Here is an 18,858-nt window from a genome sequence, read left to right on the forward strand (position 1 = left end):
GTAATTGCGCGCTTTACGGCGTATTCCTGCCGACAACCCTGACGAAAAGCAGACCATCGTCAAAATTGACGTGTCGAATGGGCAGGGTATGTGACATGGGTTGAATTTCCGTCACGGAAAACGCCCTTTCACTGGAGCTGACGGCAGAATGGTTCAGACTTAACATAATACCCTGACGGAAGCATATGATGAAACCGGCGATTCTGGTGGTTGATGACGATTTGGCAGTGTGCGAACTGCTGCAGGATGTGCTGAGTGAACACGTCTTTGACGTGCTTGTCTGCCATAACGGCCAGGATGTGCCAGGCCGGGTACAACAGACGCCGGAGATCGCCCTTGTCCTGCTGGATATGATGCTGCCGGATATCAATGGGTTACAGGTTTTGCTGCAGTTGCAAAAGCAGCGTCCGGCGCTACCGGTGATCATGTTAACCGGGTTGGGCAGTGAATCCGACGTGGTGGTGGGGCTGGAGATGGGCGCCGACGACTATATTGGCAAACCGTTTAATCCGCGCGTGGTGGTTGCCCGGGTTAAAGCGGTCCTGCGTCGGACCGGCGTGCTGGCCGCAGAAACGCCGATGCCACGCGTAGCGGGGATAACCTTCGACAACTGGACGCTGGATACCTCCCGATGTGAACTGATTGATCCGCAGCGTAACGTCGTGCCGTTGACCCAGGGGGAATATGGCCTGCTGCTGGCGCTTACGCAAAATGCCCGCCGGGTACTCAGCCGCGATCAACTGCTGGAACTCACCCACAGCGAAAGCACGGAGGTGTTTGACCGGACTATTGACGTGCTGATCATGCGTCTGCGCCGGAAAATCGAGGTCAACCCGCATCAGCCAGCCCTCATCAAAACCATTCGCGGGCTGGGCTACGTGTTTGCCACCGATGTTTCCCACAGTGAAAAAGCAGCCTAAGTCTTCTCTTTGATAAACAACTGCAGCTCGGCCAGCGTTTTCGCGCCGTCGATCGCGTTGGCGGCCAGCAGGCTTGCCCGTGCACAGGCGTGTGCCAGATAAATGCTCTCCGTGAGCGGCAGTGATTCATGACAACCGTATAAAAAACCCGCGCAAAACGCGTCGCCCGCGCCGACGCTGCCGACAATCTCTTTTTGCTCGAGTAACCATGAGGGGATCCATCGGCCTTGCTCACCCGGAGCTTCACCCCATGCGCCTTCCGGGCAGTGGATCACCACCCGCTGACGAACGCCTGCCGCCAGCAGCTGCGATGCGGCTTCGGCGATAGGGGCGATATTCAGCGCACCGTTGGCGTCGCGCATCTCCAGCCCGCTAAACTCACCGGCCTCCAGCTCGTTAATCACCAGATAATCGAGATGACGCAGGGCAGGGAGCACCAGTGGCTGGTAGCGCGGGTCGCCCTTGCGGGAAACCAGATCAAGCGAGGTTTCATACCCCTGGTCGCGCATTTGCGCCAGCAGCCGTGCGCTGCGGGTGCCAAATTCATCATCCGGCATGTCCAGGCTGTCGAGCAGCAGCAGGTAACCGAGATGGAAGATCTTCATTGAGCCCTCCAGGCGATCGAAGGCGGGAAGATCCAGCAGGCGGTTCGCGCCCGGCGAGTGGAAAAAGGTGCGTTGTCCGCTGGGGTCGGTCATCACCTGAGACATCGAGGTCGGGGCGAAAGTGGTGCGCTGCACGCGCTGGCGGTTGACGTGATACTGATCGAGCATCGCCAGAACGTAATCTCCGTCACTGTCCTCCCCAACCAGCCCCACCGCCTGCAGCGGCAGGCCGACATGCATTTTCGCCAGCGTCAGCAGAACGTTAAGCGGCGCGCCGCCCGTGGAACGTTCGCTGTGGGTGATTTCCGCCAGCCAGCCGCGCTCAGGCCACTGCACGATCTGATGGACGTGATCGACCAGCATGTTGCCAGCGGCGATAATGCCTTTGCGTTCCATTATGCCTGCCCCGCGCTGCCGAAGATGCGCATCTGCCCGGCGACCGTATCGGTAATGGCCTCTTCTATGCCCAGTAGCAGCTCGGCAAACTCATCGTACAGCGGCTGGCGGTTCGCTATGCGTTGCTCAACGGCGGCGAGTGCGGCCTGTGACATGCCAGTATAGAAATTGATTTTATGAATGCCCAGCTCGATGGCGCGGCGGAAGTCGGCATCGCTAATCCCGGAACCGCCATGCAGCACCAGCGGCAGGCCCGTCTGCTGGCGAATAGCGTCCAGGCGCGGGAAATCGAGCTTCGGCTCGCCCTTGTATTTGCCGTGTGCGTTGCCGATGGCGACGGCCAGCGCGTCGATGCCGGTTTTATCGACAAATTCCCGCGCCAGCTTCGGGTCAGTGAAGAACGCTTCATCCGCATGCCCGTAAAGCGCGCCGCCTTCATCACCGCCTACCGCGCCCAGCTCTGCCTCTACCGACACGCCCACTGCGTGGCACATTTTTACCACTTCCCGCGTCTGGCGAATGTTCTCGTCATAGCTCAGCGTCGAGCCGTCGAACATTACGGAGCTGAACCCCAGGCGCAGCGCACGCACGACCGCCTCAAAGTGCAGGCCATGGTCGAGATTCAGCACCACGGGAATGTCATGACGGGCGGCTTCAAACTTGACCGCTTCGACAAGTGAATCGAGCGAGACATACTTAAAATGCACTTCGGCGATGTTGATGATAAACGGTGAACGCTCCTGCTTTGCGGCGGCGAACAAGGCGCGCAGAAAATGGGAGTCGAGCACGTTGAACGCGCCCAGCGCGTAGCGGTGTTCCCTGGCGTGTGCCAGACCGTCGGCAAGAGAGATCAATGGCATCATTTACTCCTTATATCCGAAACAGGTTGTATTCGTTGCACAGCACCAGCACCGCCGGTTCGTCTTCTTCGATGTTGTTATAGCGGGCAATGGGCTGCAAAAAGTGGTTGTCGTGCTCATCGTCATTCACCGATGACACCTCGCCGACCAGCACGTCACCAAACCCGCGCTCGCCCCAGAAACTGTGGTAAAGACAGGGCGTCAGGCAGATGCTTTCCCCTGGTGTGAGGCGCAGCTGGCTGCCGGGAGCATGCGTTTGCCGACACCCGTCTATCGTGACGGTGACGTCGGTGTTTTCTGGCTCTTCATGCGCCCCGGCATTCCATAACTCAATGATGAGGTTCCCACCGCCCCGGTTGATGATGTCTTCCCGCTTACGCCAGTGAAAATGCATCGGCGTTACCTGGCCGTCGCGCACATGCATGATTTTTTCAGCATAGCCTTTTTCATAAGGCACCCCGTTCGGCGAGCCGTTACGCAGGGTAAACAGCGTTAACCCCTGGGCGGCAAAGTTGTTGCCGCCGAATGCCGTCACGTCCCAGCCGAGCTTAAGGTCGAACACTTCCTGCCATGCGGCCTGGTCAAGCCGCTGCCATTTTGTGGGGGGAAAGCTGGCAAACGGCGGGAGATGCACGTCATGCATGGAAAAGAACTGCCGTGTGTGGCCGAGGATCGCATTGATGTCGGAGCGTTTCATGGGGACTCCTTGAAAACAGTTCCCTCTCCCTGTGGGAGAGGGAAAAGGATCATTTAACCGTCCAGCCCTTATAGGTACCGACGTTCTTTTTGTCGATCATCGTCACCGGGATCAGCACCGGTTCTTTCGGTGCCGGTTTGCCCTGGAGAATGTCGTAGCCGATCTCGACCGCTTTTGCCGCCATCACCTGCGGATCTTGTGCCGGGGTTGCCACAAACAGGGAGTTTTCCCGCTTCAGCGCTTCTTCACCATCCGGGCTGCCATCCACGCCCACAATGAAGAATTCATTGCGCTGCGCCTGTTTTGCCGCCAGATCGGCGCCGATCGCGGTCGGATCGTTAATCGCGAATACGCCGTCGATCTTCGGATTGGCTGCCAGAAGAGAGGTCATGACTTCCAGACCGCCTTCACGGCTGCCTTTGGCGTTCTGGTTATCCGAGAGCACCTTGATATCCGGATGTTTTTTGAATTCCATCTGGCAACCTTCCACACGGTTTTGCACCGCCGAGACCGGTGGTCCGTTGATGATCACCACATTGCCTTTGCCTTTCAGGCGGTCGGTAATGTACTTACAGGCCATTTCGCCCGCCTGGGTGTTATTGGAGGTGATGGTCGCATCGGCACCTTCCGCCGCCACGTCAACCGCCACGACCACGATCCCGGCATCCTTCGCGCGTTTCACCGCCGGGCCGATCCCTTTGGAATCCGCGGCGTTGAGGATGATCATGTCCACTTTCGCGGCGATAAAGTTATCGATCTGCGCCACCTGCTGACCGAGATCGTAACCGCTGGAGACCAGCGTCACTTTGACGTTATCGCCCGCCAGCTTGCGCGCTTCCAGCTCGGCACCTTTGGTGATCTGCACAAAGAACGGGTTGGCCAGGTCACCCACCGTCACGCCGATGGACTTCAGATCTTTCGCCTGCGCAAACGGCGTTGCGGCAAGCAGCGCGCCAGCACAGAGCGCGGTCACTAACGGTTTTAAACGCATATTGTATTCCTCGAAGCTGTAGGGTTTTGTTGTTATGCACTTTGATGGTGTCGGGTACGGTATTTGTCGATCAGCACCGCAATGATGATCACCGCCCCTTTGATCACCAGTTGCCAGAAGTAGGAGACGCCCATCAGCGTCATGCCGTTGTTGAGGGTGGCGATAATCAATGCCCCCACCAGCGTGCCGGTGATCGTGCCGATCCCGCCGACGAAGCTGGTACCGCCGAGGATCACCGCCGCAATCGCATCCAGCTCATAGCCGGTACCGAGGTTGCCGTTGGCGCTGTAAAGGCGCGAGGCGCTCATCACGCCACCGAGACCGGAGAGCAGCCCGCTCATGCCGTAGACAAACAGCAGTACCATCCAGACCTTGATGCCCGTCAGGCGCGCCGCCTGCATGTTGCCGCCCACGGCGTAGATGTGAACGCCCAGCGTAGTGCGGCGCAGGATAAACCAGCAGATAGCAATGACCGCCAAAGCAATGACCACCAGCCATGGCACGGGACCGAGGTAGTTATTGCCGATCCACTCGAAGTTGATATTCGAGTTGATCACCGTGGTGCCGTCTGCCAGCAGGTAGGCCGCGCCGCGCAGCGCCGTATAGGTACCGAGCGTGACGATAAACGGCGGTAGCCCGGCAAAGGCCACCAGCGCGCCGTTGAACAGCCCCAGCACCATGCCGAGCATCAGCGCCGCCGGAATAGAAAGTCCGGCGAATTCCGGGATCAGCGACACCACCATTGCCGCAACGGCGGTAGTACCGAGAATCGACCCCACGGAGAGGTCAATCCCACCGGTTAAGATGATGAAGGTCATCCCCGCTGCCAGCACGATGTTGATCGACGCCTGACGGGTGATGTTGAGCAGGTTGCTCTCGGTGAAGAAGTTAGGGGCGATAAAGCCAAATACCGCCACGATCAGAATTAAAATAGGTAAAATGCCGATCGTTTGCATCAGATCGCTCATCAACATTTTTTTGGCGGAGGCGGATTTCGCCACCTGCTGCGGATGGGTTGGAGTTGTCATAATTACACCGCCTGATGATGTGTGTCGTCCACGCCGGTTGCCAGCGTCATGATGTTTTCCTGAGAGATATCGCGCCCGTGGAGTTCACCCGCAATGCTGCCTTCGCGCATCACGTACACCCGGTCACTCATGCCCACCACTTCCGGCAGTTCGCTGGAGATCATCAAAATCGCCACGCCCTTACGCGCCATCTGATTCATGATGCGGTAGATCTCGCTTTTCGCGCCAACGTCCACGCCGCGGGTGGGTTCGTCCAGAATCAGAATGCGCGGGCCTATCGCCACCCAGCGCGAGATCAGCAGTTTTTGCTGATTACCGCCGGACAGTCCGCCCGCGCGTACCTGTGAATGGGGCACACGAATGTTGAGCAGGGCGATAGCGTCATCGGAAATGGACTGGGCTTTTTTGCGGTTCAGCATGCCGAAGGTGGCATCGCGTTCCAGCGTCGCCATCGTGATGTTCTCCTGCGCCGCCAGCTCCAGAAACAGCCCCTGCTCCTTACGGTTCTCGGTGAGAAAACCGATCCCGTTTTCAATGGCCGCGCGCGGGGAGTGGATCACCACCGGCTCGCCGTCCACCTCAATCATGCCGCCCGTGGCTTTGCGCACGCCGAAAATCAGCTGCGCCAGCTCGGAGCGTCCGGCACCGACCAGCCCGGCCAGCCCGACGATTTCGCCGGAACGGACCTGTAAACTGCACGGCCGCACTTTTTTACCGTCGGTAAGGTGGTGGACGTTCAGGCGCGGGCTGCCGAGAGGGATATCGCGCTCTTTGTTGAACAGATCGCTTAAGGGGCGGCCCACCATCATTTTCACCAGCTCGGAGGCGTTGAGCTTGTCGCGCGTCAGGCTGCCGACGTACTGCCCGTCACGCAGAACGCTGACGCGGTCAGAGAGTTCATACACTTCCGCCATACGGTGGCTGATATAGATAATCGCCATGCCTTCATCGCGCAGGGGCAGAATCAGTTCAAACAGGCGGTGGGTTTCGCGTGAAGAGAGGGCGGCGGTGGGTTCGTCCATCACCAGAATGCGGCTGTTGCGGTGCAGCGCGCGGGCAATTTCCACCTGCTGCTGTTCGGCGATGGTCAGCTTCATCACCCGATCGGTGGCGCTGAACTGGGCGCCGAGGCGATCGATCACCGCCTGCGCCTGGGCGGCCATCTCTTTACGCTGAACCAGCCCGCCGCGCGACAGTTCGCTGCCGAGGAAAATGTTTTCCGCCACGGTCAGATTGGGGGCGAGCTGCATCTCCTGGTAAATCAAGGTAATGCCTGCGGCCAGGGCATCTTTCGGCCCTTTGATGTGAAACGGCTGTCCGTCGATCAGGATCTCACCGCGGGTGGCAGTGTAGGCACCTGCGAGTATTTTCATCAGCGTGCTTTTGCCCGCGCCGTTTTCGCCCATCAGCGCGTGGATCTCACCGGGGAAAACCGTCAAATCCACGCCCTTGAGCGCGTGGAAATTGCCAAAGGTTTTGGCTATGCCGCGCATCTCTAAAACCGGGGTTCTGCTCATGGCGGATCTCCTGTGAATGTCGATATCTGCACTTCATCACAGGTGCGTAAATGCAAAATGTCAGAAGCTGTTCATATTTGTCATAGTTATGAATAGCTAACCGCCGTCACATTTCTCTTTTCCCTCTCCCCGTGGGGGAGGGCCAGGGTGAGGGCATCAGACCGCTAAGGAGCCTAAAGAGATGTCATCACGCCCCCCGTTTTTTACCAGTGCCCGTGGCCGCCTGCTGATGTTCAATCTGCTGGTTGTTGCGGTCACGCTGATGGTCAGCGGCGTGGCGGTGCTTGGCTTCCGTCATGCCAGCCAGATCCAGGAGCAGGTGCAGCAGCAAACGCTGGATGACATGACCGGCAGCATGAACCTCGCTCGCGATACGGCTAACGTGGCGACGGCGGCGGTGCGGTTGTCGCAGGTAGTCGGATCGCTGGAGTACAAAGGCGAGGCGGAGCGGTTAAAGCAGATGCAAACGGCATTGCGCCGCTCGCTGGAGCAGCTGGCCGATGCGCCGCTGGCGCAGCAGGAGCCGGCGCTGGTGGCGCGGATTATTCAGAGAAGCAATGAATTACAGCAAGGCGTGACGGGGATGCTGGAGCGCGGGCAGCGACGCCATCTGGAGCGTAACGCGCTGCTCAGTTCGCTCTACCAGAGCCAGAGTTACCTGCGTCATCTGCAGGACATCAACCGCCGTACTGGCAGCGATGTTCCGGATGCGCAGCTGCTGATGGAAATGGACAGGCTGATCGCCGCCGCCATCGAAACCCCTTCACCACGCGCCACGATACAGCAGCTGGATACGGTGACGGCGATGTTGCCCCAGCGCGCGACGCAGCCTGCGGTCAACGTTGTGCTGCCCGACTTTAACGCCGAGCTGCGTAAGCTTGCCCCGCTGTCGACGCAGCTGGCAGAGAGCGATCTGGCAATAAGCTGGTATATGTTCCACATCAAGGCGCTGGTGGCGATACTGAATAGCGATATCAATCAGTACGTTGAACAGGTCGCGCAAGCCTCCCGGCTTCGCACGGCCCAGAGCCATCACGAGCTGCAATCCATTAGCGTTTTTATCAGCATTTTCGCCGTGCTGGCGCTGATCATCACCGGGTGCGCCTGCTGGTATATTTACCGTAACCTGGCCTCCAACCTGACGGCTATCTCCCGGGCCATGTCGCGCCTTGCCCGTGGCGAACAGGATGTCTCGGTGCCCGCATTGCAGCGGCGGGACGAGCTCGGCGAGCTGGCGCGCGCGTTTAACGTTTTTGCCCGCAACACTGCTTCACTTGAGCACACGACGCGTCTGCTAAAAGAGAAAACGACGCAGATGGAGATTGACCGCATCGAGCGTCAGGGACTGGAAGAAGCGTTGCTTCACAGCCAGAAGATGAAGGCTGTCGGACAGCTGACCGGCGGGCTGGCGCATGATTTTAATAATCTTCTGGCGGTGATCATCGGCAGTCTTGAGCTGACCGACCCCGAATCAAAAGACGCGCCGCGTATTACCCGGGCGCTGAAGGCGGCAGAACGCGGCGCCATGCTGACCCAGCGCCTGCTGGCATTTTCCCGCAAGCAATCCCTGACGCCGCATACCGTTGAGATGAAACCGCTGCTGGAGAACCTGCGGGAACTGATGCGCCACTCCTTGCCTGTCACCCTGACTCTGGAGATTGAAGCGCAAACCCCGGCATGGCCCGCATGGATAGACGTCGGCCAGCTGGAAAACGCGATTATCAACCTGGTGATGAACGCCCGCGATGCGATGGAAGGGCAAAGCGGCGTCATTAAAATTCGTACATGGAACCAGCGCGTGACCCGCAGCGACGGCCGCAGGCAGGATATGGTGGCGCTGGAGGTCATTGACCATGGTAGCGGTATGGCGCAGGAGGTGAAATCCCGGGTCTTTGAACCGTTCTTTACCACCAAACAGACCGGAAGTGGCAGCGGATTAGGGTTGTCGATGGTGTACGGTTTTGTGCGTCAGTCCGGGGGACGCGTGGAGATTGAAAGCGCGCCGGGGCAGGGCACCACCGTTCGGCTCCATCTGCCGCGCTCGACGTTTTCCACCGTGTCTGAAAGTGAGGCGCTCCCGGCTACCACCTCCCCGGATAGCGAGCGGCTGGTGCTGGTACTGGAAGATGAGGCGGATGTCCGCCAGACCCTGTGTGAGCAGCTGCATCAGCTAGGCTACCTGACACTCGAAGCGGAGAATGGCGAGCAGGCCCTGAGCATGCTGGAGGCATCGCCGGATATTGGCATGTTTATCAGCGACCTGATGCTGCCCGGAAGCCTCAGCGGAGCGGAGGTCATTAACCATGTGCGCAGTCATTATCCGCAGCTTCCGGTGCTGCTGATCAGCGGCCAGGATTTGCGGCCTACGCATAACCCTCAGCTGCCGGACGTTCAGTTACTGCGTAAGCCGTTTACCCGCGTACAGCTGGCACAGGCGCTGCGTAAGGTGATGGTAATTTGAGATTCCTCCGCTACTCCGGCACAGTCCCGTTGATTACCTTAACGCCAGTCCACCTGTGAGTCTGGCCTTATGAAACGTTACTTTTCCGCTCTGATATTGGGTCTGCTGTCACTCACCAGCCAGCTGGCCCACGCCGACGTGATTGATGATGCCATTGGCAACATTCAGCTGGCGATCAACGATGCTTATAACCCCGACAGCAGCCGTAATGACGACGACGATCGCTACGATCGCAGCCGTCAAAGCGACAGCCGTCAGTACGACGATCGCCGTCGGCAGCTCGAAGACAGACGCCGCCGTTTAGACGAGCGTCAACGTCAGTTAGATGACGACAGGCGCAGGCTGGAAGAGGATGAACGGCGGTTAGAAGACGATTACGATCGCGGCTAAAGCCTGGTGGCGCTTCGCTTACGCAGGCCTACAAAACCCTGGCCTGTAGGCCGGGTAAGGCGCAGCCGCCACCCGGCAAAACTCAGTCGAGTACCAGCACCATGCCGTCATACCCCGCTTCGATACCGTTCGGCAGCGGGTTGTTCATCATCCACACGTCAAACTGATGGCTGATGTGCGTCAGGATCACCTGCGGACAGCCAATCACCTCGTTTAACGCAACCACGGTGTTCAAATCACAATGGTTACGCGGCGGCTCGTCACGCGGTTCATGACTGCAGTCGATGATTATCGCCTGCGGCTGATTGTTGAGCAGAAACTTCACCGTTTTTTCCGGTAATCCCGCCGTGTCTGAAAGCCACGCCACGCGGCTGTGGGCGGATTCCAGCAGATAGCCAAACGTCAGCTTCGAATGGTTGAGGGGCAACGGCGTCACCCGCAGTCCCTGTAGCTCAAACACCACAAACGGTTCGACCGTATGACTGAAATCCAGGATCCCCGGATGTTTGAACAGGTCGTCACACCCCGCGTCGTCCGGTGGGCCGTAGACCGGAATCGTTGCACCCACGCCCCAGCGCAGGGGAAACAGCCCCTGAACGTGATCCATATGATAGTGAGTGAGTAAAAACTGCTGAAAACTGCCCGCGGGCCAGTCCTCCATCAGGTGTGGAATACCGGCGTCCAGCAACGTGACCGCATCGTTGTATTTGACCACCGCACTGCAGGGACGACGGCGATAATTTTCCTGCAAACGCGCGCGTCTACACGCCGCGCAGTCGCAGCCAAAGACGGGCACCAGCTGGGCACCGCCGGTGCCGGTTAACGTTATGGTCAGACTCATCACTCACCTCTACAGCGGTTTGGTGAAGCGGAAATGGCTCTGCGTATACCCTTCACGAAGGTAGAAACGGTGGGCGTCCACGCGCTTCACGCTGGTGGAAAGTTCTGTCAACTCCGCGCCAGCCTGTCGTGCAACGTCCTCTGCCCAGGCGAGCAACTGGCTACCCACCTTTAACCCGCGCGCTTGCGGCATTACCACCAGCTCCTGGATCTCGCCGATCCAGCGGGCGTGATGGAGGTGAAACTGCATGTGCAGACCGATCATGCCGATGACTTCCCCGTCCAGCTCGGCAAGCTGGTAGCGCATATTGTGATCCTGCAGATTAGCCAGATAGCCGGCATGAAACGCCTGGTGATCGAACTCTGCTTGCTTAAGTTCGCAGATGAGGGCGTACACGCTCTGCGCATCATCAGCAGTGGCGGGGCGAAGCTGGCAGTCAGGCATGCTGTTTCTCCTTCTGACGGATAAGGGATAAAAAGCTCTCGACTGACTGTAGCAAACTTCCGTCGTTATTGAGGACATGGCAGCCTGAAGGGGTGTAGCGCGCCGCGCGCTCCAGACGCTGGTCAATCTCCCGCGCGTTTTCGCGCCCCCGGTTTTGCAGCCTGCTGCGCAGAACGTCCGGGGAAACCTGCAGGCAGATCGGCAGCAGGGCCGTTTCATATCGGGCTTTTGCCTGCGGCAGATGGGCGCGTGAGCCGTTGACCAGCACATCAAAACCCGCGTGCAGCCAGAGGTCGATCTCAATGCCGACGCCATAGTAGAAACCGTTAGCGTGCCAGCTCAGTGCCAGCAGGTTTTGCCCGGCGCGGGTGAAAAACTCCTGCTCGCTCAGGGCGATATGGTTTTCACTTCCGGCGTTCGCCGCGCGGGTAATATAGCGGTGCGCCACCAGCAGCTGTGAATGTTCCCGCTGCCGCAGGGCAGACAGCAGGCTGTCCTTACCGGAGCCGGACGGCCCCATCAACCAGATAAGTCTTCCCATCAGAACACCCTTTTTCCCTGACGCCAGACGTGGTCGATATGAATATGCTCGCCTTTGCGGTGGGCCAGCACCAGATCTGCCCGTTTTCCTTCGGCAATCTCACCGCGATCCTGAAGATTGAGTGCGGCGGCCGGGTTTTTGGTCACCAGGCGAATGGCCTGCGGCAGCGTAAAACGGTTCTCCTCATCGTCCGCGACCCGGAATGCCGCATCCAGCAGGCTGGCGGGGTAGTAGTCAGACGAGAGGATATCCAGCAGGCCGAGCGAGGCGAGCTTGCTTGCCGCCACGTTGCCGGAGTGCGAGCCGCCGCGCACGATGTTCGGCGCGCCCATCAGCACGTTCATCCCGTGCTGACGTGACGCCTCTGCGGCTTCGAACGTAGTGGGAAATTCGGCGATCACGCTACCAAGCTGGTGGGATTCACGCACATGATCGTGCGTGGCATCGTCATGGCTTGCCAGCGCAATATTGCGGTCACGGCACATTGCGGCAATCCTGAGACGGTTCGGCTGCGACCACTGTGCCGCAAGCGCCAGCTGTTCTTCTTCGTAGCGCGCCATCTCGGCATCGTTGAGCGAGTATTTGCCCTGATAGTATTCACGATACTTCTCAATGTTGGCGAACTGACGCTGCCCCGGCGAGTGGTCCATCAGGGAGACCAGCGAGACAGGCTCGCGGCCCACCAGTTTTTCAAACAGCGGCAGGGTGGTGTGGTGCGGCAGTTCACAACGCAGATGCAGGCGGTGCTCGGCGCGGTTGAGGCCACGCTTTTGCGTCTCTTCCACGGCGTTAATCATCTTCTCCAGGTTTTCAAGTCTGTCGCCGCCGTCGCGCACGTCGCCAATCGCCACCGCGTCGAGCACGGTGGTAATACCGCTGGCGACCATCAGCGCGTCGTGGCTGCTCATCGCCGAATGGGCGGGCCAGTCCACCTTCGGGCGCGGGGTGAAAAATTTGTCGAGGTTGTCGGTATGCAGCTCAATGAGCCCCGGCAGCAGCCAGCCACCTTCGCCGTCCATCGCGTCAGGCGCGCGGCTCCGGGTTTCGGCAAACGCGCGGATGACGCCGTCCTGGATTTCAACCGAGCCATCCACGACCTCGTTTTCCAGCACCAGCCTGACGTTATTGATAATCATACGTTTGTCCCCATCGGGTGCAGTCTGTCCGCTACGCGCTCGCGCACGGCTTCATCGTGGAAGATCCCGACGATCGCTGCGCCGCGCGCTTTGGCCTGTTCGATCAGTTCCATCACCGCTGCGCTGTTTTTGCTGTCGAGCGAAGCGGTGGGTTCATCCAGGAGTAAAATCGGGTAGTCGACAATAAAGCCGCGTGCGATGTTGACCCGCTGCTGCTCGCCACCGGAAAAGGTCGATGGGGCAAGGTGCCACAGACGCTCCGGCACGTTGAGGCGCGTCAGCAGGCTGGCGGCTTTGGCAGCACAGGTGTCACGCGGGACGCCGAGATCCAGCAGTGGCTGCATCACCACGTCCAGAGCGGAGATCCGCGGGATCACCCGCAGAAACTGGCTGACCCAGCCGATCGTCGAACGGCGCACTTCAAGTACCTTACGCGCGGGTGCCTGCACCAGATCCACCCACTCGTTGTTGTGGCGAATATGAATGTGGCCTTCGTCTGGCTGATAGTTGGCGTACAGGGAGCGCAGCAGGGTGGATTTTCCACTGCCGGAGTGGCCGTGCAGCACGACGCATTCGCCGTTGCCGACCTCTAACGACGCGTTTTGCAGGACGGGCAGCCGCACGCCGTTTTGCTGGTGGAGCACAAAGGTTTTACTGACGTTTTGTACGTGGATCATGTTGGCCTCGAGATTCGTTTTGCCGGGTGGCGGCTTCGCCTTACCCGGCCTACAGGCGCGGTGTTCGTAGGCCGGGTAAGCGCAGCGCCACCCGGGGACAGCGCCCTCAATTCTGCAATACGGACGACACCAGCAGCTGGGTGTACGGATGATGGGGATCGTCGAGCACGCGGTCGGTCAGCCCACTTTCCACCACCTGACCCTGCTTCATCACCAGCAGACGGTCCGCCAGCAGGCGTGCGACGCCCAAATCGTGGGTGACAATCACCACCGCCAGGTTCAACTCCACCACCAGGCCGCGCAGCAGATCGAGCAGGCGCGCCTGAACCGAGACATCCAGCCCGCCGGTGGGCTCATCCATAAACACCAGCTTCGGATGGGTGACCAGGTTGCGGGCGATCTGTAAACGCTGCTGCATGCCGCCGGAGAAAGTGGTGGGCAGGTCGTCGATACGCGAGGCGGGGATTTCAACCTCCTCCAGCCAGTGCTGCGCGGTGGCGCGGATGTGACCGTAGTGGCGCGTGCCGGTGGCCATCAGTCGTTCGCCGATGTTGCCTCCCGCTGAAACCTGGCGGCGCAGCCCGTCCATTGGGTGCTGATGCACTACGCCCCACTCGGTACGCAGCAGGCGACGGCGCTCGGCCTCGCTCATGCCATACAGCGACGTGCCCTCATATAAAATCTCACCGTTCTGCGGCGTCAGGCGCGCGGAGAGGGACTTGAGCAGCGTGGTTTTGCCGGAGCCGGACTCGCCGACAATCCCCAGCACTTCGCCCGGCCACAGCTCGAACGACACGTCGCTGAAGCCTTTGCCCGGCGCGTATAGGTGAGTCAGGTTATTAACCGAAAGCAGCGGTTTCATTGGCTGTTCGCCTCGCTCTGTTGGCGGCAGAAATCGGTGTCGGAGCAGACGAACATCCGTTTGCCCGTGTCATCCAGCACCACTTCATCCAGATAGCTATGTTGGGATCCGCAGATGGCGCATGGCTCGTCCCACGCCTGCACCGTAAACGGGTGGTCATCAAAATCGAGACTCTCCACACGGGTGTAAGGCGGTACGGCATAGATGCGTTTTTCACGCCCGGCGCCAAAGAGTTGCAGGGCTGGCATCATGTCCATCTTTGGGTTATCGAATTTCGGGATTGGCGACGGGTCCATCACATAGCGCCCGTTGACCTTCACCGGGTAAGCGTAGGTGGTGGCGATATGGCCGAAGCGGGCGATGTCCTCGTACAGCTTCACCTGCATCACGCCGTACTCTTCCAGCGCGTGCATGGTGCGGGTTTCGGTTTCCCGCGGCTCGATAAAGCGCAGCGGCTCCGGGATCGGCACCTGGAAAATCAGAATCTGATCTTCAGTCAGCGGGGTTTCCGGAATGCGGTGGCGGGTCTGGATCAGCGTTGCGTCTTCGGTTTTTTCAGTGGTCGCTACGCCGGTCACGCGCTTGAAGAAGTTGCGGATCGAAACGGCGTTGGTGGTGTCGTCTGCCCCCTGGTCGATGACCTTAAGCACGTCGGCTTCCCCGATCACGCTGGCGGTCAACTGAATACCGCCGGTGCCCCAGCCGTAGGGCATTGGCATCTCGCGGCCGCCGAACGGTACCTGGTAGCCCGGAATGGCAACCGCTTTGAGGATGGCGCGGCGGATCATGCGTTTGGTTTGCTCATCCAGATAGGCAAAGTTGTAGCCGCTTAAGTTAGCCATTGGCGCGCTCCCGTTGCAGACGTTTCAGCAGTTCCAGTTCGGCCTGGAAATCGACGTAGTGCGGCAGCTTGAGGTGCGAGACGAAACCGGCGGCCTCAACGTTGTCTGCATGGGCCAGCACGAACTCCTCATCCTGCGCCGGGCCGGCGATGTGCTCGCCGTAGTCCGGTGCCTGCAGGGCGCGGTCGACCAGCGCCATCGCCATGGCTTTGCGTTCGCTCAGGCCAAACACCAATCCGTAGCCGCGGGTAAAGTGCGGGTCTTCATTCTCTGGCGCGACAAAGCCGTTAACCATTTCGCATTCGGTCATCAGCAGTTCGCCGACGTTCACCGCAAAACCCAGCTCTTCCGGCACAATTTCGACGTCGATATAGCCGCTGCGAATTTCGGCCGCAAACGGGTGGTTACGCCCATAGCCGCGCTGGGTGGAGTAGGCCAGCGCCAGCAGATAGCCTTCGTCGCCGCGCATCAGCTGCTGCAGACGCGAGGAGCGCGAGCACGGGAAAACTGGCGGCGTGCGGGTGATGTCATCTGGCGCGGTACCCGAATCTTCTTCCGCTTTCGCCAGCCCCTGGTTTGCCAGCAGGCTGAAGACGTGCGGAGACGGCTCCTGTTCGGCATCCGTGGTGCTGAGCCGTGGCGCTTCGCCGTTCGCCAGCAGGGTAAAATCCAGCAGGCGATGGGTGTAATCGTAGGTGGGGCCAAGCCGCTGGCCGCCGGGGATGTCTTTATAAACGGCAGAAATACGGCGCTCCAGGCGCATCTGCGCCGTATTCACCGGCTCGCTCGCCGTGAAGCGGGGAACCGTGGTGCGCCAGGCGCGCAGCAGAAAGATGGCTTCGACGTTATCGCCGCTGGCCTGCTTCAGCGCCAGCGCCGCCAGCTCGCGATCGGCGACGCCGCCTTCGGTCATCACCCGGTCAACGGCCAGGTTCAGCTGCTGCTCAATCTGGGCGACGCTCAGTTCGGGCAGTTTTTCATCGCCCCGTCGTCTGTGTTCCTGCAAGGCATGGGCGGCGGCGATCGCCTTTTCGCCCCCTTTAACGGCAACGTACATCAGCACACCTCCACGTGGGTGGTCCGCGGGATGGCGAGCAGACGCTCGCCGCAGGTCAGGATCAGGTCTATGCCCAGCGGGAACGGGTGCGGGCGTTCGGTCAGCTCATGAATGATGCATTCCGGCAGCTGCGGCGCAACCATGCGTTCATCGGCGATACCTGCACCGGTCAGGCGGAGCATGCGGCCTCCGCTCAGGCTGGAGACCTGCAGAATCAGCGTGGCGCTGGTTTCCGGTGCAACGGCGCTGCCTTCGCTCAGGGCGTTGAGCTGCTCGTGGCTGATGTGTTCGTCGGCCACGGCAAAGACCGCCTGTCGCGGTTGCTCAACCAGCGGAGCACTGGTGTGAAAACGCAGGTTCTGGCTGGCGATGTCATTAGATAAGGCGCCTGACAGCCACACCGGCGTGTCGTTGTCGGCAAGGGTCAGCAACACGCTGGTGGTCGCCAGATTCAGCGGCAGCCAGCCCTGTGAAAGCTGATGCAGCGAGACAATCACCCCCGGCTCGCTCATGGCTTTCAGCAGGCGACGAAAACTTTGTTGGGCATCCTGGACGGCCAGGGTAAAAGCAGGTTGAAGCGTCATGCGTTGTCTCCGCGAACGAGCGTAAAGAAGTCGACCCGGCTGGTATTCACTTCGGCCTGACGTGCGGCAAGTCGTGCGGCGCGGTCAGCTTCCAGCGGGGCAATAAGGGTTTCCATTAACGTCTGAAAATGCGTTTGTTCCTGCAAAAGGGCGTCTATTACTGCGCAGCGCTCGGCGTGTGCTTTATCGCGTCCCAGCACGTAGCTGTAGCCCAGCGTGCCGCTGTTCAGGCGGATCGCGGCGCGGGTGAGGGGGGCGTCTCCCGCAAAAAAGCGCTGCCCGGTGCCGCCCATCCGTGCCTGGATCTGCACCAGGCCAATTTCCGGTGCGCGGATAGTGTCGTAGTCTGGCGTCATGCTCAGGGCGTTCATGCGATCGCGCAGGGCAGCAGGCTGGCTGTGGGCCAGCACACGCATCCAGCGCTGTCGGGTGGCGGTATCGACGTGCATTCAGTGCTCCATAGTGAATTCGATCATGTCGGCACGGGTCAGGCTGACGGAATATTCCGTCGCATTGACCTCGCCGTCACGGTGGTTGAGGGTGCGCACGCAGAGCAGCGGCGCCATATTGGGGATTTCGAGCACTTTGCTCTCTTTAGCCTGCGCGCGGCGGGCGCTGATACGCGTCTGGGTGCGCTTGAGGGCGATGCCCGTGGCATCCTGCAGAAAGTCGTGCAGGGAACCGCTGGAAAAGTTTTGCAGCACTGGCCAGAGGGCGAGGTCCGCGAAGTAGTGGTCAATCTGGCATACCGCTACGCCGTTGACGCGGCGCAACGTGCGCAGGTGGATGACGTTATCGCCTTCCTGAACGCCCAGCGCGTCCGCCACATGGCTGGAGGCCGGGCGCAGGACCGAGAGCAGCTTTTCGCTGGTGGGATGGCTGCCCTGATCCAGCAGGTTCTGACTAAAGCGCGCCTGGGCATTGAGCGGATAGTCGAACGGGCGCATCAGCACCAGCACGCCCACGCCCTGACGGCGTTGCACCCAGCCGCGCTCGACCAGCTGGTCAATGGCGCGGCGCAGGGTGTGGCGATTCACTTCATAGCGATCCGCAAGCTGCTGCTCGGCAGGCAGGTAGTCTCCGCAGCGGTAGTGCGTGCGCAGTTCCGCTTCGAGCTTTGCCGCAATTTCTTGCCAACGGGTTGGGTAACTGGTCGGATGTCTGGATAAGTGCATAGAAAACAAAGCCTCGCTTCTCAGATGAAGTGCTTACGCAAACGTTGAGAGAGGAAATCCAGCAGGCTGACGGTGACGATGATGAGCACCATCAGGGCGCAGGTTTGCTGGAACTGGAAACCGCGAATCGCTTCCCACAGGGTGACGCCGATTCCGCCTGCACCGACCATGCCGACGACCGTGGCGGAGCGAACGTTGGATTCAAAGCGGTACAGCGAGTAGGAGATCAGCAGCGGCATCACCTGCGGCAGGACGCCGTAGAGGATCTCTTCGATTTTGTTGGCGCCGGTGGCGCGGATGCCTTCCACCGGGCCGGGCTCAATGGCTTCGACCGCTTCCGAGAGCAGCTTGGAGAGCACCCCGGTGGTGTGGATGAACAGCGCCATGACGCCCGCGAACGGACCCAGACCCACGGCTACCACGAACAGCATCGCAAAGACCATTTCGTTAATCGCGCGGCAGGCGTCCATCAGGCGACGCATCGGCTGGTATACCCACCACGGCACGATGTTTTCCGCGCTCATCAGGCCAAACGGAATGGAGAGAATGACGGCAAGGGCGGTGCCCCAGACGGCAATTTGCAGAGTAATGGCCATTTCGCTGAGATAGTCCTGCCACTGGCTGAAGTCCGGCGGGAAGAAGTCGGCGGCGAAGGTTGCCATGTTGCCGGAATCTTTGAAGAGCAGCAGCGGATCCATTTCTGCGCCCTTCCAGGAGATAACCAGCACCGCCAGCAGGATGGCCCAGCTTATGAGCGAGAACCAGCTGCGCTTTGGCGGCGGGAGGGTGATGGTTTGCATGTTGGCTCCTTGGGTTTTAATTCCCTCACCCTTG

21 protein-coding genes are annotated in these 18,858 nt (G+C 60.0%); 3 read left to right on the forward strand and 18 right to left on the reverse strand.

The window, feature by feature from the left end; genetic code table 11:
- Nucleotides 1-188 precede the first annotated feature (188 nt).
- Nucleotides 189-920 carry a response regulator transcription factor gene (locus tag AAER43_RS01530; protein ID WP_047343371.1) on the forward strand — a complete coding sequence of 244 codons (732 nt, stop codon included), beginning with the start codon at nt 189-191 and terminating at the stop codon, nt 918-920.
- Here AAER43_RS01530 and AAER43_RS01535 read toward each other — a convergent pair.
- From AAER43_RS01535 to AAER43_RS01560, 6 genes are read right to left on the reverse strand one after another with little or no spacing between them, the layout of a single operon-like run.
- A complete protein-coding gene (locus AAER43_RS01535; RefSeq protein WP_048996864.1) occupies nt 917-1,921 on the reverse strand; it encodes a carbohydrate kinase family protein in 1,005 nt (334 codons plus the stop codon). The two genes, AAER43_RS01530 and AAER43_RS01535, sit on opposite strands and share 4 nt — an antisense overlap.
- Nucleotides 1,921-2,781, reverse strand: coding sequence for a ketose 1,6-bisphosphate aldolase (locus AAER43_RS01540; protein WP_050863257.1), 861 nt, complete (start codon nt 2,779-2,781; stop codon nt 1,921-1,923). Before AAER43_RS01540 ends, AAER43_RS01535 begins: the two co-directional genes overlap by 1 nt.
- Nucleotides 2,782-2,791: 10 nt before the next feature.
- The gene (locus tag AAER43_RS01545; RefSeq protein ID WP_050863258.1) at nt 2,792-3,478 is read right to left on the reverse strand and encodes a D-lyxose/D-mannose family sugar isomerase; all 687 of its coding nucleotides are present in this window, start codon (nt 3,476-3,478) and stop codon (nt 2,792-2,794) included.
- A 49-nt stretch (nt 3,479-3,527) separates the two neighbouring features.
- Nucleotides 3,528-4,469, reverse strand: coding sequence for an ABC transporter substrate-binding protein (locus AAER43_RS01550; RefSeq protein ID WP_014882170.1), 942 nt, complete (start codon nt 4,467-4,469; stop codon nt 3,528-3,530).
- Nucleotides 4,470-4,501: 32 nt separating this feature from the next.
- On the reverse strand, nt 4,502-5,497 hold the full coding sequence (locus tag AAER43_RS01555) for a COG4158 family protein (RefSeq protein ID WP_014882171.1): 996 nt from the start codon (nt 5,495-5,497) through the stop codon (nt 4,502-4,504).
- 2 nt (nt 5,498-5,499) lie between these two features.
- Complete coding sequence (locus AAER43_RS01560) at nt 5,500-7,014, reverse strand: sugar ABC transporter ATP-binding protein (protein ID WP_050863259.1); 1,515 nt, start codon at nt 7,012-7,014, stop codon at nt 5,500-5,502.
- Between the two features lie 181 nt (nt 7,015-7,195).
- Here AAER43_RS01560 and AAER43_RS01565 point away from each other — a divergent pair, with 181 nt between their 5' ends.
- Nucleotides 7,196-9,475 carry a hybrid sensor histidine kinase/response regulator gene (locus AAER43_RS01565; protein ID WP_050863260.1) on the forward strand — a complete coding sequence of 760 codons (2,280 nt, stop codon included), beginning with the start codon at nt 7,196-7,198 and terminating at the stop codon, nt 9,473-9,475.
- A 69-nt stretch (nt 9,476-9,544) separates the two neighbouring features.
- Nucleotides 9,545-9,865 carry a DDRRRQL repeat protein YjdP gene (yjdP, locus tag AAER43_RS01570; protein WP_050863261.1) on the forward strand — a complete coding sequence of 107 codons (321 nt, stop codon included), beginning with the start codon at nt 9,545-9,547 and terminating at the stop codon, nt 9,863-9,865.
- 82 nt (nt 9,866-9,947) lie between these two features.
- On the opposite strand, the gene phnP is transcribed toward yjdP, so the two are convergent.
- The 12 genes from phnP to phnE all read right to left on the reverse strand — a co-directional run bounded on the left by phnP (nt 9,948) and on the right by phnE (nt 18,824).
- A complete protein-coding gene (gene phnP, locus AAER43_RS01575; RefSeq protein WP_023331816.1) occupies nt 9,948-10,706 on the reverse strand; it encodes a phosphonate metabolism protein PhnP in 759 nt (252 codons plus the stop codon).
- 9 nt (nt 10,707-10,715) lie between these two features.
- Nucleotides 10,716-11,150 (reverse strand): aminoalkylphosphonate N-acetyltransferase, encoded by a 435-nt coding sequence (gene phnO, locus AAER43_RS01580; protein ID WP_032637727.1) that lies wholly within the window; start codon nt 11,148-11,150, stop codon nt 10,716-10,718.
- Nucleotides 11,143-11,694, reverse strand: coding sequence for a ribose 1,5-bisphosphokinase (gene phnN, locus AAER43_RS01585; RefSeq protein WP_086527806.1), 552 nt, complete (start codon nt 11,692-11,694; stop codon nt 11,143-11,145). Before phnN ends, phnO begins: the two co-directional genes overlap by 8 nt.
- Nucleotides 11,691-12,827, reverse strand: a complete 1,137-nt coding sequence (gene phnM / locus AAER43_RS01590; protein WP_014882178.1) for an alpha-D-ribose 1-methylphosphonate 5-triphosphate diphosphatase — start codon at nt 12,825-12,827, stop codon at nt 11,691-11,693. Before phnM ends, phnN begins: the two co-directional genes overlap by 4 nt.
- On the reverse strand, nt 12,824-13,504 hold the full coding sequence (gene phnL / locus AAER43_RS01595; RefSeq protein WP_014882179.1) for a phosphonate C-P lyase system protein PhnL: 681 nt from the start codon (nt 13,502-13,504) through the stop codon (nt 12,824-12,826). The genes phnM and phnL overlap by 4 nt, the downstream gene beginning before the upstream one ends.
- 106 nt (nt 13,505-13,610) lie before the next feature.
- Nucleotides 13,611-14,366, reverse strand: a complete 756-nt coding sequence (gene phnK, locus AAER43_RS01600) for a phosphonate C-P lyase system protein PhnK (protein WP_050863262.1) — start codon at nt 14,364-14,366, stop codon at nt 13,611-13,613.
- On the reverse strand, nt 14,363-15,208 hold the full coding sequence (gene phnJ, locus AAER43_RS01605; RefSeq protein ID WP_014882181.1) for an alpha-D-ribose 1-methylphosphonate 5-phosphate C-P-lyase PhnJ: 846 nt from the start codon (nt 15,206-15,208) through the stop codon (nt 14,363-14,365). The genes phnK and phnJ overlap by 4 nt, the downstream gene beginning before the upstream one ends.
- Complete coding sequence (locus AAER43_RS01610; protein WP_023331819.1) at nt 15,201-16,265, reverse strand: carbon-phosphorus lyase complex subunit PhnI; 1,065 nt, start codon at nt 16,263-16,265, stop codon at nt 15,201-15,203. Before AAER43_RS01610 ends, phnJ begins: the two co-directional genes overlap by 8 nt.
- Nucleotides 16,265-16,849, reverse strand: coding sequence for a phosphonate C-P lyase system protein PhnH (phnH, locus tag AAER43_RS01615; protein ID WP_023331820.1), 585 nt, complete (start codon nt 16,847-16,849; stop codon nt 16,265-16,267). The genes AAER43_RS01610 and phnH overlap by 1 nt, the downstream gene beginning before the upstream one ends.
- Entirely contained in the window at nt 16,846-17,298 is a 453-nt protein-coding gene (phnG, locus tag AAER43_RS01620; protein WP_050863263.1) for a phosphonate C-P lyase system protein PhnG, read from the reverse strand. The genes phnH and phnG overlap by 4 nt, the downstream gene beginning before the upstream one ends.
- The gene (phnF, locus tag AAER43_RS01625; RefSeq protein ID WP_050863264.1) at nt 17,299-18,024 is read right to left on the reverse strand and encodes a phosphonate metabolism transcriptional regulator PhnF; all 726 of its coding nucleotides are present in this window, start codon (nt 18,022-18,024) and stop codon (nt 17,299-17,301) included.
- A 20-nt stretch (nt 18,025-18,044) separates the two neighbouring features.
- Nucleotides 18,045-18,824 carry a phosphonate ABC transporter, permease protein PhnE gene (gene phnE, locus AAER43_RS01630; RefSeq protein ID WP_023331823.1) on the reverse strand — a complete coding sequence of 260 codons (780 nt, stop codon included), beginning with the start codon at nt 18,822-18,824 and terminating at the stop codon, nt 18,045-18,047.
- Between the last annotated feature and the right edge of the window lie 34 nt (nt 18,825-18,858).

This window comes from Enterobacter sp. FUJ80071, from assembly GCF_038739915.1.
Lineage (GTDB): Bacteria > Pseudomonadota > Gammaproteobacteria > Enterobacterales > Enterobacteriaceae > Enterobacter > Enterobacter kobei.

Excerpts from the sequence above, each read along its gene's own strand:
- AAER43_RS01530 (WP_047343371.1), top strand. The coding sequence starts at position 189 with ATGAAACCGGCGATTCTGGTGGTTGATGACGATTTGGCAGTGTGCGAA.
- AAER43_RS01535 (WP_048996864.1), bottom strand. The coding sequence starts at position 1,921 with ATGGAACGCAAAGGCATTATCGCCGCTGGCAACATGCTGGTCGATCAC.
- AAER43_RS01540 (WP_050863257.1), bottom strand. The coding sequence starts at position 2,781 with ATGCCATTGATCTCTCTTGCCGACGGTCTGGCACACGCCAGGGAACAC.
- AAER43_RS01545 (WP_050863258.1), bottom strand. The coding sequence starts at position 3,478 with ATGAAACGCTCCGACATCAATGCGATCCTCGGCCACACACGGCAGTTC.
- AAER43_RS01550 (WP_014882170.1), bottom strand. The coding sequence starts at position 4,469 with ATGCGTTTAAAACCGTTAGTGACCGCGCTCTGTGCTGGCGCGCTGCTT.
- AAER43_RS01555 (WP_014882171.1), bottom strand. The coding sequence starts at position 5,497 with ATGACAACTCCAACCCATCCGCAGCAGGTGGCGAAATCCGCCTCCGCC.
- AAER43_RS01560 (WP_050863259.1), bottom strand. The coding sequence starts at position 7,014 with ATGAGCAGAACCCCGGTTTTAGAGATGCGCGGCATAGCCAAAACCTTT.
- AAER43_RS01565 (WP_050863260.1), top strand. The coding sequence starts at position 7,196 with ATGTCATCACGCCCCCCGTTTTTTACCAGTGCCCGTGGCCGCCTGCTG.
- yjdP (WP_050863261.1), top strand. The coding sequence starts at position 9,545 with ATGAAACGTTACTTTTCCGCTCTGATATTGGGTCTGCTGTCACTCACC.
- phnP (WP_023331816.1), bottom strand. The coding sequence starts at position 10,706 with ATGAGTCTGACCATAACGTTAACCGGCACCGGCGGTGCCCAGCTGGTG.
- phnO (WP_032637727.1), bottom strand. The coding sequence starts at position 11,150 with ATGCCTGACTGCCAGCTTCGCCCCGCCACTGCTGATGATGCGCAGAGC.
- phnM (WP_014882178.1), bottom strand. The coding sequence starts at position 12,827 with ATGATTATCAATAACGTCAGGCTGGTGCTGGAAAACGAGGTCGTGGAT.
- phnL (WP_014882179.1), bottom strand. The coding sequence starts at position 13,504 with ATGATCCACGTACAAAACGTCAGTAAAACCTTTGTGCTCCACCAGCAA.
- phnK (WP_050863262.1), bottom strand. The coding sequence starts at position 14,366 with ATGAAACCGCTGCTTTCGGTTAATAACCTGACTCACCTATACGCGCCG.
- phnJ (WP_014882181.1), bottom strand. The coding sequence starts at position 15,208 with ATGGCTAACTTAAGCGGCTACAACTTTGCCTATCTGGATGAGCAAACC.
- AAER43_RS01610 (WP_023331819.1), bottom strand. The coding sequence starts at position 16,265 with ATGTACGTTGCCGTTAAAGGGGGCGAAAAGGCGATCGCCGCCGCCCAT.
- phnH (WP_023331820.1), bottom strand. The coding sequence starts at position 16,849 with ATGACGCTTCAACCTGCTTTTACCCTGGCCGTCCAGGATGCCCAACAA.
- phnG (WP_050863263.1), bottom strand. The coding sequence starts at position 17,298 with ATGCACGTCGATACCGCCACCCGACAGCGCTGGATGCGTGTGCTGGCC.
- phnF (WP_050863264.1), bottom strand. The coding sequence starts at position 18,024 with ATGCACTTATCCAGACATCCGACCAGTTACCCAACCCGTTGGCAAGAA.
- phnE (WP_023331823.1), bottom strand. The coding sequence starts at position 18,824 with ATGCAAACCATCACCCTCCCGCCGCCAAAGCGCAGCTGGTTCTCGCTC.